Source organism: Lutibaculum baratangense AMV1 (assembly GCF_000496075.1).
Taxonomy (GTDB): Bacteria; Pseudomonadota; Alphaproteobacteria; order Rhizobiales; family Tepidamorphaceae; genus Lutibaculum; species Lutibaculum baratangense.
On the sequence record NZ_AWXZ01000039.1, the window covers coordinates 341,007 to 354,250 of the forward strand.

Below are 13,244 nucleotides of genomic sequence, written 5' to 3' on the forward strand. Positions count from 1 at the left end.
GCGGCCGGTCCATCTTCGCCCTTGACGTGGACATGGGGGCAAAGTAGATACCGCAGCCAAGGTTCGCTGCCGCCCGACGCGGCGCGAAGGACGTATTCGCGGCGATCCGCTTGTCGGATCCCGGGCATCCATTCCGACAGGTGAAGCAATGAAGACCTTTTCGGCGAAAGCGGCCGACATCGAGAAGCAGTGGGTGCTGATCGATGCCGAAGGGCTGGTCGTCGGCCGGCTCGCGGCGTTGATCGCCACGCGCCTGCGCGGCAAGCACAAGGCTATTTTCACGCCGCATGTCGACTGCGGCGACAACGTGATCGTGGTGAATGCGGACAAGGTGGTTCTCACGGGCCGCAAGCGCGAGAACAAGAGCTACTTCTGGCACACCGGCCATCCCGGCGGCATCAAGGAGCGCAAGGCGCACCAGATCCTCGACGGCCGTTTCCCCCAGCGCGTGGTCGAGAAGGCGGTCGAGCGCATGCTGCCGCGCGGCCCGCTCGGCCGCCAGCAGATGAAGAATCTCCGCGTCTATGGCGGCGCGGACCATCCGCATGAGGCGCAGCAGCCGCAGAAGATCGATGTGGCCGCGCTCAGCAAGAAGAACGTGAGGGTCCTCTGATGGCCGAGCAGGAAATCCAGTCCTTCGAGCAGCTGGGCCAGGCGATGGGCAACGCGCCCGTCTCCGAGAACGAGGCCCCGATCTACGAGCAGAAGCTCGACAAGCAGGGCCGCGCCTACGCGACGGGCCGCCGGAAGAACGCGATCGCCCGCGTGTGGGTGAAGCCGGGCGCCGGCCGCATCATCGTGAACGGCAAGGACTACAAGGAGTACTTCGCGCGGCCGGTGCTGCAGATGGTGCTCCAGCAGCCGCTCGAGCTCGTCCAGCGCTCCGGCCAGTACGACGTGATGTGCACGGTCACCGGCGGCGGCCTCTCCGGCCAGGCGGGTGCGGTGCGTCACGGCCTGTCGCAGGCGCTCACCCGCTACGAGCCCGAGCTGCGCTCGCCGCTCAAGAAGGGTGGCTTCCTCACGCGTGACCCGCGCACCGTGGAGCGCAAGAAGTACGGCCGCGCGAAGGCGCGCCGCAGCTTCCAGTTCTCGAAGCGCTGATCCCGCGCCCGGATCGGCGGGCACACGACGACGACACTGGAAAGGGCGCCTCGGGCGCCCTTTTTCATTCCATCCTGCACTCAGTGAAAACGAACGGAGACGGAAGATGGCGGACAAGACCCGCATCGCGATCCTCGGGGCCTCGGGCTACACGGGCGCAGAGCTCGTGCGACTGCTCGCCCGCCATCCGCACGTCGAGATCGTCGCGCTGACCGCCGACCGGAAGGCCGGGGAGCAGATGTCGGACGTGTTCCCGCATCTCGTCATGCTCGATCTGCCGACCCTCACGTCGATCGACCAGGTCGACTGGTCGGGCGTCGACGTGGTCTTCTGCGCTCTGCCGCACGCGACGACCCAGGTGGTGCTGGCCGGCTTGCCGGCGCACATCAAGATCGTCGACCTGTCGGCCGACTTCCGGCTGCGCGACCCCTCGGCCTACGAGAAGTGGTACGGCCATCCGCACCAGGCGATCGAGCTCCAGAAGGAGGCGGTCTACGGCCTGCCGGAGTTCTACCGCGCCGACATCGCGAAGGCCCGGCTCGTGGCGAACACCGGCTGCTACGTCGCGGCCTCGATCATTCCGCTCGTGCCGCTCCTGAAGGCGGGCGTAGTCGAGCCCGATCCGATCGTGATCGACGCTGCGTCCGGCGTGACGGGGGCGGGGCGCGGCGCCAAGGAGGCGAACCTCTTCGCCGAGGTGTCCGAGGGCTTCCACGCCTACGGCGTCGGCGGCCACCGGCACTCGGCCGAGATCGACCAGGAACTGACCGTCGCGGCCGGCCGCGAGGTGATGCCGAGCTTCACGCCGCATCTCCTGCCGCAGAACCGCGGCATCCTCGCGACCTGCTACGTCCGCGGGGACGCTGAGGCTGTCCACCGGGCGCTGAAGGAGGCCTACGCGGGCGAGGCCTTCGTTCACGTTCTCCCGTTCGGCAGGACGCCCGCGACGCGCCACGTCCGCGGATCGAACCACTGCCTGATCGGCGTCGTCGCGGACCGGCAGCCGGGCCGCGCCATCGTCATCTCCGCGATCGACAACCTCGTCCGGGGGGCGAGCGGGCAGGCGGTGCAGAACATGAACATCATGATGGGGTGGCCGGAGACGACGGGCCTCGAGCAGCTGCCGCTCTTCCCCTGAGACGCGGCGAGACCGCTGGCGATACCGTCGCCGGCCGCGTCTCCTCCGGAACTTCCCGGCCGTTTCTCCGGTTTTGCATCCGGCGGGTTTGATGGCGAACATGAATCCGCCGGGCAGGGCAGGCAAGAGACAGGAGATACGAAATGGAAGGCGCAGGCGTGGGCTGGATCGCGGCCATCATCATCGGCGGCATCGCGGGGTGGCTGGCCGAGCAGTTCATGAAGAGCGACATGGGGCTCCTCATGAACATCGTCCTCGGCATCGTGGGGGCCGCCATCGCGAGCTTCCTGTTCGGGCTGATCGGCATCAATTTCGGCGGGTGGCTCGGCTATCTCATCGCCGGCTTCATCGGCGCGTGCATCCTCATCGCGATTGCGAGGATGATCCGCGGGAACCGCGCCGTCAGATAGGGCGCGCGGCGGGGCGACAGGGCTCGCCCCGCACCGCCTTCCCTCGTCGTCAGAGCCTGAGGATCGCGAGCCCCGCGAGCACCACGAGGATCGACGCGAGGCGCGGCACGCTCAGGCGCTCGCCGAGAAAGACGATCCCGATCCCGACCGCGAAGAGCACGCTCGTTTCGCGCAGCGCCGCAACGAGCGCGATCGGCGCCACCGTCATCGCCCAGATGACGATCCAGTAGGCGCCGAGCGACAGCATTCCCGCCACGCAACCCGAAAGCCAGCTCAAGCGGAGCGCCGCGATCGCTTCGCCGCGACGCGTCGCGAAGACGTAGATCGCCAGCGGCAACCCGTCGAGCGCGAACAGCCAGAGCGTGTAGGCGTGCGCGTTGCCGGCAGCGCGCGCGCCGAGACCGTCCGAGACCGAATAGGCGGAGATGAAGAGCGAGGTGATGAGCGCGAAGGCGGTGCCCCTCGGCGCCTGGAGCAGCACGCGCCAGCCACGCTCGAAGGTCAGCGCGACGATGCCGCAGCCGAGGAGGACGATGCCGAGCGTGGCCTGGGGGGAGAGCGTCTCGCCGACGAGGAACACGCCCGCGAGGAGCGTCACCAGCGGCGCCGCGCCGCGGGCGAGCGGATAGACCTTGCCGAGCTCCCCGTACCTGTAGGCGGTGCCGAGGAACAGGTTGTAGCCGAGATGGAGGAAGACGGAGGCCGACAGCCACGGCCACGCGGCCGCGGGCGGAACCTCGACGAAGGGCAGGCCCGCCAGCGCGACGATCCCCGAGGAGCCGGTGAGAAGCGCGAGAGTGACCATGCGGTCGCTCGAGAAGCGGAGGATCGCGTTCCAGCTCGCGTGTAGTAGGGCGGCCAGGAGGACGGCCGTGGCGACGGTCAGGGACAAGAATGGGCCGTGGCGGGAATCCGGAGGTTCTTCTGTAGCAAGTGCTGGCCCGCCACGCCATGGGGCTGGAAACCGGACGGGAAGGAACAGCGCGCACCACTCTCCGTTAGCCAGCCACGTCGAGAAACGCGCGAGAGGAGCGATCCCATGGGCGACACCTTCCACGTGACCCGGGCGGGCGCAGTGGCCCTCGCCTTCATGACGGCCGCCTTGCCGGTTGCCGCGCAGGAGGCGGACGAGACAGAGCTCATCGCGCCCGAGGAGGGCCTCATGGGCGTCTCGCCCGACCGTCACGGCGAGGTGGCCGGCGGCGGGGAAGGGACGCCGGACGGCACGCTCGACCGCAGCCCCGTCGAAAACCAGGAGGCCGACAATCTCGACGCGCGCCTCGAGGCGCAGGAGCTCTTGGATGAAGCCGCCCGGGTGGCGGACGCCTTGCGGCACGACAGCGACCTGATGCTCCTTCTCGGCCGGGCGCGTGCCGTGTTCATCGTGCCCGAATACGCGAAGGGAGCCCTCTTGGTCGGCGGCTCCTCGGGCGAGGGCGTCATGCTGATGAACGAGACGGAGGGCTGGGGCCAGCCCGTGTTCTACGATGTCGGCAGCTTCGAGGTGGGGCCGGCGGTGGGGGCGGCCTCCGGAGCGATCGCGATGCTGCTGATGACGGAGGATGCGGTCTCGGGCTTCCTGGAGGAGAGCAACTTCTCCCTCGACGCGAACGCGGGGCTGACGCTCGTCGAGTACTCCGCGGAGGCACAGGGATCCTGGGGGAACGAGGACGTCGTTCTGTGGACCGACATGACGGGGCTGTTCGCGGGCGTCACGCTCGGCCTCTCCGACATCGCCTATGACGGGGAGACGACGAACGCCTACTATGGCGGGGAGTTCACGCCGGCCGCCCTCCTCGGCGGCCAGCCCGTCGAAGCGGGCGGAACGGAACGGCTGCGGGACGCCCTGCCCGGATGAGGCAGGGCCATCGACAGGGACGGGGCTGTTCGCCCCCGTCAGCCCTGGCGTACCCGCTTCTTGCCCTCCGCATAGGGCTTCCGCTCGCCGCGCTCGCTCTTGCGGAAGGGTTTCGCCGGCTGCTCGCTCCGGGGACGCGGACGTCCGCGGGGCGCGGAGCGGGCGGGGGGCCGCCAGTCCGCCCCGAGCTGCTCGATCCTGACATTGTCGCCATCGGGCCGCCCCGCTGCCTGCGCGAAGTGCGGCGCGAGATCGGAGGCGACTTCGAAGGCGGTTTCGCCGTCGAAGATGCGGATCGAGCCGATCGCGTCCCGGTCGACGTCGCCGCGGCGGCAGATCATCGGCAGGAGCCACTTCGGGTCGGCGTTCTGGGCGCGGCCGAGGCTCAGCCTGAACCACACCGTCGATTTCGGCGCGTCCTTCCGGCCCCGCTTGGCGAGCGCCTCGGGTCTCGTCCGGCTCTCGCGCGACGCGCCGAGCTCGGTCACCTCCTCGGCGGCCGGGAGGCGGAGCCGATAGAAGCGCGCGAGGATCGCCGCGAGCCGCTCGGGCGTATGCGTCTGCAGAAGCTCCCGCCCGACCGCGAGATCCTCCTCGCTCGGCACCTCGCTCAGGATGGGATCTGCCAGCAGGCGCTTCCGGTCGAGCTCGCGCACGGCATCGGCCGACGGCGCGCTGCTCCAGACGGGCTCGATGCCGGCGGCGCGCATCAGCGCCTCGGCCTTGCGCATCCGCGATGGCGCGACCAGCATCACGCTGACGCCCTTGCGGCCGGCACGGCCGGTGCGGCCGCTGCGGTGCTGCAGGACCTCCGGATCGTGCGGCAGGTCGGCGTGGATGACGAGGCCCAGGCCAGGCAGGTCGATGCCACGCGCCGCCACGTCGGTCGCGACACAGACGCGCGCACGCCCGTCGCGCAGCGACTGCAGCGCCGCGTTGCGCTCGTTCTGGCCCATCTCGCCCGACAGGGCCACCACCGCGAAGCCGCGCTCCTGAAGCGCCGCGTGCATCTCGCCGACGGCGCGGCGGGTGTTGCAGAAGACGATCGCGCTGGGGGAATCGACGTGGCGCAGCGTGTTCACGACCGCGTGCCGGAACTCCGACCCGACCACGCGCATCGCACGGTACTCGATGTCGGCGTGCCCGCGCTCTGCGGCGGAGATCGCGATGCGCAGCGCGTCGCGCTGGAAGCGGGTCGCCAGCGAGATGATGTCCGGCGGCAGGGTCGCCGAGAACAGCAGGGTGCGCCGCCCCTCGGGGGCGGCGGCCAGGATGAACTCGAGGTCCTCGCGGAAACCGAGGTCGAGCATCTCGTCGGCCTCGTCGAGGACGACCGCCCGCAGCTCGGTCAGATCGATGTTGCGCCGCTCCAGGTGATCGCGCAGGCGACCGGGCGTGCCGACGACGATATGGGCGCCGAAGCCGAGCTGCCGGCGCTCCTCGCGGGGGTCCATGCCGCCGACGCACGAGATCACGCGCGCGCCGGTCTCCGCATAGAGCCAGACGAGCTCCTGATGGACCTGCTGGGCCAGCTCGCGCGTGGGCGCGACGATGAGCGCGAGGGGCGCGCCGGCGCGTCCGAGCCGTTCCTCTCCCTGCAGGAGAGTGTCGCCGATGGCGAGGCCGTAGGCGACGGTCTTGCCGGACCCGGTGCGGGCCGAAACCAGGAGGTCGCGGCCCTGCGCGCGCTCCTCCAGAACGGCCGCCTGGACGGGCGTGGCCTCGGTGTAGCCGCGAGCGTCGAGCGCGCGCCCCAGCGGGGCCGGCGTCGTGAAGTTCACCACGTGATCTTGAACCTGTCAGTTGGGGATGAAGCACGCCGCTGCGTCGGCGGGTGCGCATCTTGCGGTGCCCGGCCGCAAGCGACGCGGCCCTATCATTGCAGTGCATATAGCGGATCCGGGCCCCGATTGCCATGGTGCTCGCGCCATGGCCGAGGTGAGCCGGACGCATAGCGGGACATGGCTCCGCCAGGGGACAGCTTCACCGATGGGGCCGACACCGAGACTTCGCGGATTCCCGGTGACGAGGGCGTAACCTCTCGGGCGCAACTCTGCGCCAGGGCATTCGGGGACCGCCGGAACGAGAGTCCGTTCCGGCAGTGGGGCAGGGGGACACGATGATCGGCCAGGCGATCGCACTCGTACTCAGCAACTTCACCGCGACCTTCTTCGTGCTCGGCGTGGTCGCGGCCGTCATCTCGATCACTGTCAGGCGCGGCTGGACGGACGGCGGACGGATCGCGGAGGAGTTCCTCGCCTTCTACCTGCTCTTCAACATCTTCCTGAGCTTCTTCTACAACTTCGTCATGCACGTCTTCTTCGGCGATATGGCGGCGTCCTTCATCGGCTGGCAGAACAGCCCCTTCCAGGCGGAGGTGGGGTTCGCGAGCCTCGGCTTCGCGGTGGTCGGTCTCATGGCCTTCCGTGCCGGCGCCGGCCTGCGGCTCGCCGCGGTCGTGGGGCCAGCCTGCTTTCTCCTCGGAGCGGCCGGGGGCCACGTCTACCAGATGATCACGGCGCACAACTTCGCGCCCGGGAATGCCGGGGCGATCTTCTGGACGGACATCCTGATCCCGCTCCTCGGCCTCGCCCTCGTGTGGTGGCGCCACCACCGGGAGCCGGGCCGGCGCCACGTCGCGGCCTCCGCCTGAGCGGGCGGCCCAAGTCGCGCGCGACGGGCTTCCCTCAGGCGCGGACCTTCACGTAGGAGCCCGGCGCGTCCTCGATCGCCTCGTAGCTGCCGGCGCCGGGAACCCGGGCCGGCACCTTCGCCTTGCCGCCCTGCTTCAGGATCCAGGCGAGCCAGTCCGGCCACCAGGAGCCCGGATGCTCCTTCGCCTTCGCGAACCACGTGTCGAGATCACCCGTCGGCTTTCCGCCGACCCAATACTGGTACTTGTTGCGCGACGGCGGGTTCACGACGCCCGCGATGTGTCCTGACCCGGTCAGGACGAAGCGCACCGGGCCGCCGAACGAATTGCAGCCCAGGAACACCGAGTTGGGGGGAGCGATATGGTCCTCGCGGGTGGCGAGGTTGTAGATCGGCACCTTCACCTTCTTGAGGTCGATCCGGATGCCGCCGAGCTCCATCTCCCCCTTGGACAGCTTGTTCGAGAGATAGCAGTTCCTGAGGTAGAAGGAGTGGTTCGCCGCCGGCATGCGCGTCGAATCGGAGTTCCAGTAGAGAAGGTCGAAGGCCGAGGGCGGCTTACCCTTGAGGTAGTTGTTGACGTAGTAGGACCAGATGAGGTCGTTCGCGCGCAGCATGTTGAAGGCCGAGGCCATCTTGCCGCCCTCGAGATAGCCGGCCCGGGCCATCTGGCTCTCGAGCTCCGTTATCTGCTCCTCGTCCGCGAAGACCTTCAGATCCCCCGCATGGGCGAAGTCGACCTGGGTCGCGAGGAGGGTGGTGCTCGCCGCGCGCTCGTCGCCGGTCGCCGCCATGTAGCCGAGCGTCGAGGACAGGAGCGTGCCGCCGACGCAGTAGCCGATCAGGTGCGCCTTGTCTTCGCCCGTCACCTCTCCGGCCACGTCGAGCGCCTTCAGGATGCCGTCGCGCATGTAGTCCTCGAAGGACTTCGCCGCGAGCCGGGCATCCGGGTTGACCCAGGAAACGACGAAGACGGTCAGGCCCTGATCGACCGCCCACTTGATGAACGACTTCTCCGGCGTGAGGTCGAGGATGTAGAACTTGTTGATCCAGGGCGGGACGATGACGAGCGGCACCCGGTACACGCTTTCGGTCGAGGGCGTGTACTGGATGAGCTGCATCAGGTCGTTCTGGAAGATCACCTTGCCGGGCGTGACGGCGAGGTTCCTGCCGACCTCGAAATTGCCGGGATCGGTCTGGCGGATCTTCAGCTGGCCGCTGCCCGCCTGCACGTCCTCCGCCATCATCCGCATGCCGCGCACGAGGTTCTCGCCGTTCGTCTCGAGCGTCTCGCGCAGGAGCTCCGGGTTCGTGAGGACGAAGTTCGACGGCGAGAGCGCGCTCGTGAACTGCTTCACGTAGAAGCGTGCCTTGTGCCGCTCATGCTCCTCCAGCCCCTCGACCTCCTCGACGACCTGCTCGGCCCATTGCGACGTCAGGAGGTAGGCGCGGCGGAGGAAATCGAACATCGGGTTCTCGGCCCACGCCTCGTCGGCGAAGCGCTTGTCGCCGGCCGGGGCCGGCTCGGGCTCCGGGGCGCCGGCCGACATGCGCCGCAGCGTGTCGGTCCACAGGCCGAGATAGCCGGTCCACAGCCTCGTCTGCGCGGCGAAGGCCGCCTGCGGGTTCGAGAGCCACTTCTCCACGACCTGGCCGAGCGTCTTCGAGGCCTGCCCGAACTCCTCGGGAACGCGGAGGCCGAGCGCCTCCCGCTCGTGTGGCTCCACGATCGCCGCCAGCACCTTCCCGCCCTCCTCGGCGAGGCGGGCCATGTTGCGGGCGAAGGCCTCCGGGTCCTTCACCTGGTATGGCGGCTCCGTCCGGGTGGGGCCCGGCGCGGCCGGCGCGTCGTTCATCTTCACCATCCCATGGGCAGACCTGCTTCGCACGCCGGTGCAGAAGATCCTCACAACTATCGGCGGCGCGCAGGCTTTTCGTCATCGTGGTGCCCGGCGACTGCTGCCGCCGCTCGAGCATTTCCTCGGGATCGTTTGTAGCATAGTCTCCGCGCCACGAGAACGTGGCGAACCTGCGCAAGGGGAAGGCGACAATGACGCGTGGACGCTCGAAGCGGGGCTCGGCCGGGCGCGCGCGCCGCGTTGGCATAGCCGCGGCGGTCGTGGCAGTGGCCGGCCTCGCCGTCGCCGCCTGCGGGCAGCTGCCCGATCCGAAGCGCTTCGCCCCCGTGACGCCGGCCAACGTGCTCGTCTCGCAGGATGTCGACTACCCCAACATCAACAACGCGCCCGACCGCCCGTCGAAGCTGAAGGCACCGGAAGAACAGCGGGCGCTCGAAGAAGAGTTGCGCCGCCGCGGCGCGAACCATGTTAGAAGCACCCAGAGGGTGATCGAGACGACGAACCGCCGACAGTGAGCCTCGGGACGATCGACATGCAGGACTTCCACCGCATCAAGCGCCTACCGCCCTACGTCTTCGAGCAGGTGAACCGGCTGAAGGCCGCCGCGCGCGCCCGCGGGGAGGACATCATCGACCTCGGCATGGGCAATCCCGACCTGCCGACGCCGCCCCACATCGTGGAGAAGCTCGTCGAGACGGTCGGCAGGCCGCGCACGCACCGCTATTCGACCTCGAAGGGCATTCCGGGCCTGAGGCGGGCGCAGGCGGCCTACTACCAGCGCCGCTTCGGCGTGAGCCTCGACCCCGACACCGAGGTCGTGGCGACGCTCGGCTCGAAGGAGGGCTTCGCCAACATGGCGCAGGCGATCACCGCGCCCGGCGACCTCGTGCTCGTGCCGAACCCGACCTATCCGATCCACCAGTTCGGCGTGATCATCTCGGGCGGATCGATCCGCCAGCTGCCGGCGGTGCCGGACGAGAACTTCATCCGGGCGATGGAGCGCGCGGTCGTCCACTCCGTGCCGAAGCCGATCGCCGTGGTGCTGAACTATCCCTCGAACCCGACGGGCTTCGTCGCCACGCTCGACTTCTACCGCGACGTCGTCGCCTTCGCGAAGAAGCACGAGCTGTTCGTGCTGTCCGACCTCGCCTATGCCGAGATCTATTTCGACGAGACACCGCCTCCCTCCGTGCTCGAGGTGCCGGGGGCGAAGGACGTGACGGTGGAGTTCACCTCGCTGTCGAAGACCTACTCGATGCCGGGCTGGCGGATGGGCTTCGCGGTCGGCAACGAGCGGCTGCTCGCGGCGCTGGCGCGGGTGAAGTCCTATCTCGACTACGGCGCCTTCACGCCCGTCCAGGTCGCCGCGAGCGCCGCGCTCAACGGGCCGGACGAGGTGGTGGCGGAGATCCGCGAGACCTACCGGCAGCGCCGAGACGTGATGCTCGACGCGTTCGGCCGCGCGGGATGGCAGGTGCCGCCGCCGGCCGCGACGATGTTCGCCTGGGCGCCGATCCCGCCGGCCTACGCGCATCTGGGCTCGCTCGAGTTCTCGAAGCTCCTCTTGGAGAAGGCGGGCGTCGCGGTCGCGCCGGGCGTCGGCTTCGGCGAGGACGGCGAGGGCTTCGTGCGCATCGCCTTCGTCGAGAACGAGCAGCGGATCCGCCAGGCCGCCCGCAACATACGCCGCTTCCTTGCTTCCGAGCCTGAAAGCATGCACAACGTCGTCGCGTTCGGGACGACTCGCGGCTGAGGACCGCGATCGCTCCACATCTAGAAACAACGGGGCGATGGCAGAGACTTTGCGCGTGGGGATCGCCGGCTTGGGAACGGTCGGCGCCTCGGTCGTTCGGCTGCTCGGCGACAAGACGGATCATCTATCGAAACGCAGCGGCCGGGACGTCGCCGTGACGGCGGTGTGCGCGCGCGATCGCGGGCGCGATCGCGGCGTCAGCCTCGACGGCCTCTCCTGGCACGACGACCCGGTCGCACTCGCCGAGAGCGACGGGATCGACCTGTTCGTCGAGCTGATGGGCGGCGAGGGCGATCCGGCCGCCGCGGCCGTGAGCACGGCGCTCCGCAGGGGCCGGCCGGTCGTCACCGCGAACAAGGCGCTGCTCGCCGCCAGGGGCACCGAGCTCGCCCGCCTCGCCGAGGAGAACGGCACGACGATCGGCTTCGAGGCCGCCGTCGCCGGCGGAATCCCCATCGTGAAGACGATGCGGGAGGCGATGGCCGGCAACCGGGTCGAGCGCGTCTACGGGATCCTGAACGGCACCTGCAACTACATCCTGACGCGCATGGAGGAGGAAGGCCTCTCCTTCGCGGATTGCCTCGCGGAGGCCCAGCGGCTCGGCTACGCGGAGGCCGACCCGACCTTCGACATCGAGGGGCACGATTCCGCCCACAAGCTCGCGCTCCTGAGCTCGCTCGCCTTCGGCGTCACGACCGACTTCGACTCCATCCATCTCGAAGGCATCGCCTCGATCACCACGGAGGATCTGAAGGCGGCGGCGGAGCTCGGCTACCGGATCAAGCTCCTGGGCGTGGCGCGCCGCACCGACACGGGCATCGAGCAGCGGGTGACGCCGACGATGATGCCGCGCAACCTGGCGCTCGCGAATGTCGATGGCGTCCTGAACGCGGTGGCGGTCGACGGCGACGAGGTGGGCGAGATCACGATGGTCGGCCCCGGCGCCGGCGGGTCGGCGACCGCCTCGGCCGTGGTGGCCGATATCGTCGACATCGCGCGCGGCCGCTGCCTCCCGGTGTTCGGCATCCCCGCGGCGGAGCTCGAGCCCTATCGACGCGCCCGGATGCGCAAGCACGCCGGCGGCTACTACATCCGTCTCTCGGTCTACGACCGGCCCGGCGCCTTCGCCGCGATCGCGCAGCGCATGGCGGAGGAGCAGATTTCGCTCGAGAGCATCGTGCAGAAGGAGGCGAAGGGCGCCAAGGGCGCGCAGTCCGCCCGCCGCGTTGTCCTCATCACGCACGACACGATGGAGGCGCAGATCCGCAAGGCTCTGCAGGCGATCGAGGATGACGGCCAGATCGCGGAGCGTCCCCACGTGATCCGCATCGAGAAGCCTTGAGGGGAAACCGTCCGCTTGGACGGGCGGTTGCCCCGACGAACGAGAAACGTTCAACTTGGGCGAGAGGGGCGGCCAGCCCTTGCCCGGAGTTGATCCGGAGGATTGAAGAGGAAGGCTTGCCAGCATGGGCACCGACGAGAGACACGAGACGAGCCTGGACCGCGTTCTGACGCTCGAGATCGCGCGCGTGACCGAGCGCGCCGCCGTCGCGGCGGCCCGCCAGCGCGGGCGCGGGGACGAGAAGGGCGCCGACCAGGCCGCCGTCGACGCCATGCGGAACGAGTTGAACAAGCTCCCGATCCAGGGCGTCGTCGTGATCGGCGAGGGCGAGCGGGACGAGGCGCCGATGCTCTATATCGGCGAGGAAGTGGGCCTCGGCAGCGGCACGAAGGTCGATATCGCGCTCGATCCGCTCGAAGGCACGACGCTCTGCGCCAAGGACCAGCCGAACTCGCTCGCCGTCATCGCGATGGCCGAGGGCGGCACGCTCCTCAACGCGCCCGACGTCTACATGGACAAGATCGCCGTCGGCCCGGACCTCCCGCAGGGCGTGATCGACCTCGACGCCTCCGCCGGCGACAACCTGCGAGAGCTCGCCAAGGCGAAGGGCGTGCCGGTCGAGGCGCTCACGGCCTGCGTGCTCGACCGTCCGCGCCATGCCGGACTCATCGAGGACATCCGCGTCGCAGGCGCCGGCATCAGGCTGATCGGCGACGGCGACATCGCGGGCGTCATCCACACGACGGAGCCCGACGAGACCGGCATCGACATCTACATGGGCATCGGCGGCGCCCCCGAGGGCGTGCTCGCGGCGGCGGCCCTGCGCTGCATCGGCGGCCAGATGCAGGGGCGGCTGATCCTCGACAGCGACGACAAGATCCGGCGCGCGAAGAACATGGGCATCGACGACCCGCACCGGAAGTACAACATGGAGGACATGGCGCAGGGCGACGTGCTCTTCTCCGCCACCGGCGTGACGGACGGCAACCTCCTCTCCGGCGTCCATCTCGGCCAGGGCTGGATCAAGACGGAGACGCTCGTCATGCGCGCCTCGAGCCGCACGGTGCGCTGGATCCGCTCGCGCCACACGCGGCTCGAGAAGTTCGCCTGAGGGCACTGGACGAACCG

The 13,244-nt window shown here is 69.3% G+C and carries 13 protein-coding genes; 10 read left to right on the forward strand and 3 right to left on the reverse strand.

The genetic code is table 11. The annotated features are described in order from the left end of the window. The first annotated feature begins 148 nt into the window (after positions 1-148). The 4 genes from rplM to N177_RS16270 all read left to right on the forward strand — a co-directional run bounded on the left by rplM (position 149) and on the right by N177_RS16270 (position 2,652). The gene (rplM, locus tag N177_RS16255) at positions 149-613 is read left to right on the forward strand and encodes a 50S ribosomal protein L13 (RefSeq protein WP_023433483.1); all 465 of its coding nucleotides are present in this window, start codon (positions 149-151) and stop codon (positions 611-613) included. Next, the gene (rpsI, locus tag N177_RS16260) at positions 613-1,104 is read left to right on the forward strand and encodes a 30S ribosomal protein S9 (protein ID WP_023433484.1); all 492 of its coding nucleotides are present in this window, start codon (positions 613-615) and stop codon (positions 1,102-1,104) included. The genes rplM and rpsI overlap by 1 nt, the downstream gene beginning before the upstream one ends. Before the next feature lie 106 nt (positions 1,105-1,210). Beyond that, complete coding sequence (gene argC, locus N177_RS16265; RefSeq protein ID WP_023433485.1) at positions 1,211-2,242, forward strand: N-acetyl-gamma-glutamyl-phosphate reductase; 1,032 nt, start codon at positions 1,211-1,213, stop codon at positions 2,240-2,242. A gap of 143 nt (positions 2,243-2,385) precedes the next feature. Continuing rightward, on the forward strand, positions 2,386-2,652 hold the full coding sequence (locus tag N177_RS16270) for a GlsB/YeaQ/YmgE family stress response membrane protein (RefSeq protein WP_023433486.1): 267 nt from the start codon (positions 2,386-2,388) through the stop codon (positions 2,650-2,652). Positions 2,653-2,701: 49 nt separating this feature from the next. On the opposite strand, the gene N177_RS16275 is transcribed toward N177_RS16270, so the two are convergent. Further along, entirely contained in the window at positions 2,702-3,544 is an 843-nt protein-coding gene (locus N177_RS16275; RefSeq protein ID WP_023433487.1) for a DMT family transporter, read from the reverse strand. 147 nt (positions 3,545-3,691) lie between these two features. Here N177_RS16275 and N177_RS16280 point away from each other — a divergent pair, with 147 nt between their 5' ends. Further along, on the forward strand, positions 3,692-4,510 hold the full coding sequence (locus tag N177_RS16280) for a lipid-binding SYLF domain-containing protein (RefSeq protein WP_023433488.1): 819 nt from the start codon (positions 3,692-3,694) through the stop codon (positions 4,508-4,510). Between the two features lie 38 nt (positions 4,511-4,548). On the opposite strand, the gene N177_RS16285 is transcribed toward N177_RS16280, so the two are convergent. After that, positions 4,549-6,291, reverse strand: a complete 1,743-nt coding sequence (locus N177_RS16285; RefSeq protein ID WP_051402461.1) for a DEAD/DEAH box helicase — start codon at positions 6,289-6,291, stop codon at positions 4,549-4,551. A 338-nt stretch (positions 6,292-6,629) separates the two neighbouring features. Between N177_RS16285 and N177_RS16290 the strand changes: the two genes are divergently transcribed. Next, positions 6,630-7,163, forward strand: coding sequence for a DUF6790 family protein (locus N177_RS16290; protein WP_023433491.1), 534 nt, complete (start codon positions 6,630-6,632; stop codon positions 7,161-7,163). Positions 7,164-7,197: 34 nt separating this feature from the next. Here the strand turns inward: N177_RS16290 and phaC are convergent, their stop codons facing one another. Continuing rightward, positions 7,198-9,018, reverse strand: a complete 1,821-nt coding sequence (phaC, locus tag N177_RS16295) for a class I poly(R)-hydroxyalkanoic acid synthase (RefSeq protein ID WP_051402462.1) — start codon at positions 9,016-9,018, stop codon at positions 7,198-7,200. A 194-nt stretch (positions 9,019-9,212) separates the two neighbouring features. Here phaC and N177_RS16300 point away from each other — a divergent pair, with 194 nt between their 5' ends. The 4 genes from N177_RS16300 (at position 9,213) to glpX (ending at position 13,227) form a co-directional block, all read left to right on the forward strand. Next, positions 9,213-9,536 (forward strand): hypothetical protein, encoded by a 324-nt coding sequence (locus tag N177_RS16300; protein WP_023433494.1) that lies wholly within the window; start codon positions 9,213-9,215, stop codon positions 9,534-9,536. Positions 9,537-9,553: 17 nt separating this feature from the next. Then, positions 9,554-10,774, forward strand: coding sequence for an LL-diaminopimelate aminotransferase (locus tag N177_RS16305; RefSeq protein ID WP_040486079.1), 1,221 nt, complete (start codon positions 9,554-9,556; stop codon positions 10,772-10,774). 37 nt (positions 10,775-10,811) lie between these two features. After that, positions 10,812-12,116: a homoserine dehydrogenase gene (locus N177_RS16310; RefSeq protein WP_040485956.1), complete on the forward strand. Its 1,305-nt coding sequence runs from the start codon at positions 10,812-10,814 to the stop codon at positions 12,114-12,116. 124 nt (positions 12,117-12,240) lie between these two features. Then, positions 12,241-13,227: a class II fructose-bisphosphatase gene (gene glpX, locus N177_RS16315; RefSeq protein WP_023433497.1), complete on the forward strand. Its 987-nt coding sequence runs from the start codon at positions 12,241-12,243 to the stop codon at positions 13,225-13,227. Positions 13,228-13,244: the final 17 nt, after the last annotated feature.

Coding starts and splice junctions, on each gene's coding strand:
- N177_RS16310 (WP_040485956.1), top strand. CDS start 10,812: ATGGCAGAGACTTTGCGCGTGGGGATCGCCGGCTTGGGAACGGTCGGC.
- N177_RS16300 (WP_023433494.1), top strand. CDS start 9,213: ATGACGCGTGGACGCTCGAAGCGGGGCTCGGCCGGGCGCGCGCGCCGC.
- rplM (WP_023433483.1), top strand. CDS start 149: ATGAAGACCTTTTCGGCGAAAGCGGCCGACATCGAGAAGCAGTGGGTG.
- phaC (WP_051402462.1), bottom strand. CDS start 9,018: ATGAACGACGCGCCGGCCGCGCCGGGCCCCACCCGGACGGAGCCGCCA.
- argC (WP_023433485.1), top strand. CDS start 1,211: ATGGCGGACAAGACCCGCATCGCGATCCTCGGGGCCTCGGGCTACACG.
- rpsI (WP_023433484.1), top strand. CDS start 613: ATGGCCGAGCAGGAAATCCAGTCCTTCGAGCAGCTGGGCCAGGCGATG.
- glpX (WP_023433497.1), top strand. CDS start 12,241: ATGGGCACCGACGAGAGACACGAGACGAGCCTGGACCGCGTTCTGACG.
- N177_RS16280 (WP_023433488.1), top strand. CDS start 3,692: ATGGGCGACACCTTCCACGTGACCCGGGCGGGCGCAGTGGCCCTCGCC.
- N177_RS16305 (WP_040486079.1), top strand. CDS start 9,554: ATGCAGGACTTCCACCGCATCAAGCGCCTACCGCCCTACGTCTTCGAG.
- N177_RS16270 (WP_023433486.1), top strand. CDS start 2,386: ATGGAAGGCGCAGGCGTGGGCTGGATCGCGGCCATCATCATCGGCGGC.
- N177_RS16290 (WP_023433491.1), top strand. CDS start 6,630: ATGATCGGCCAGGCGATCGCACTCGTACTCAGCAACTTCACCGCGACC.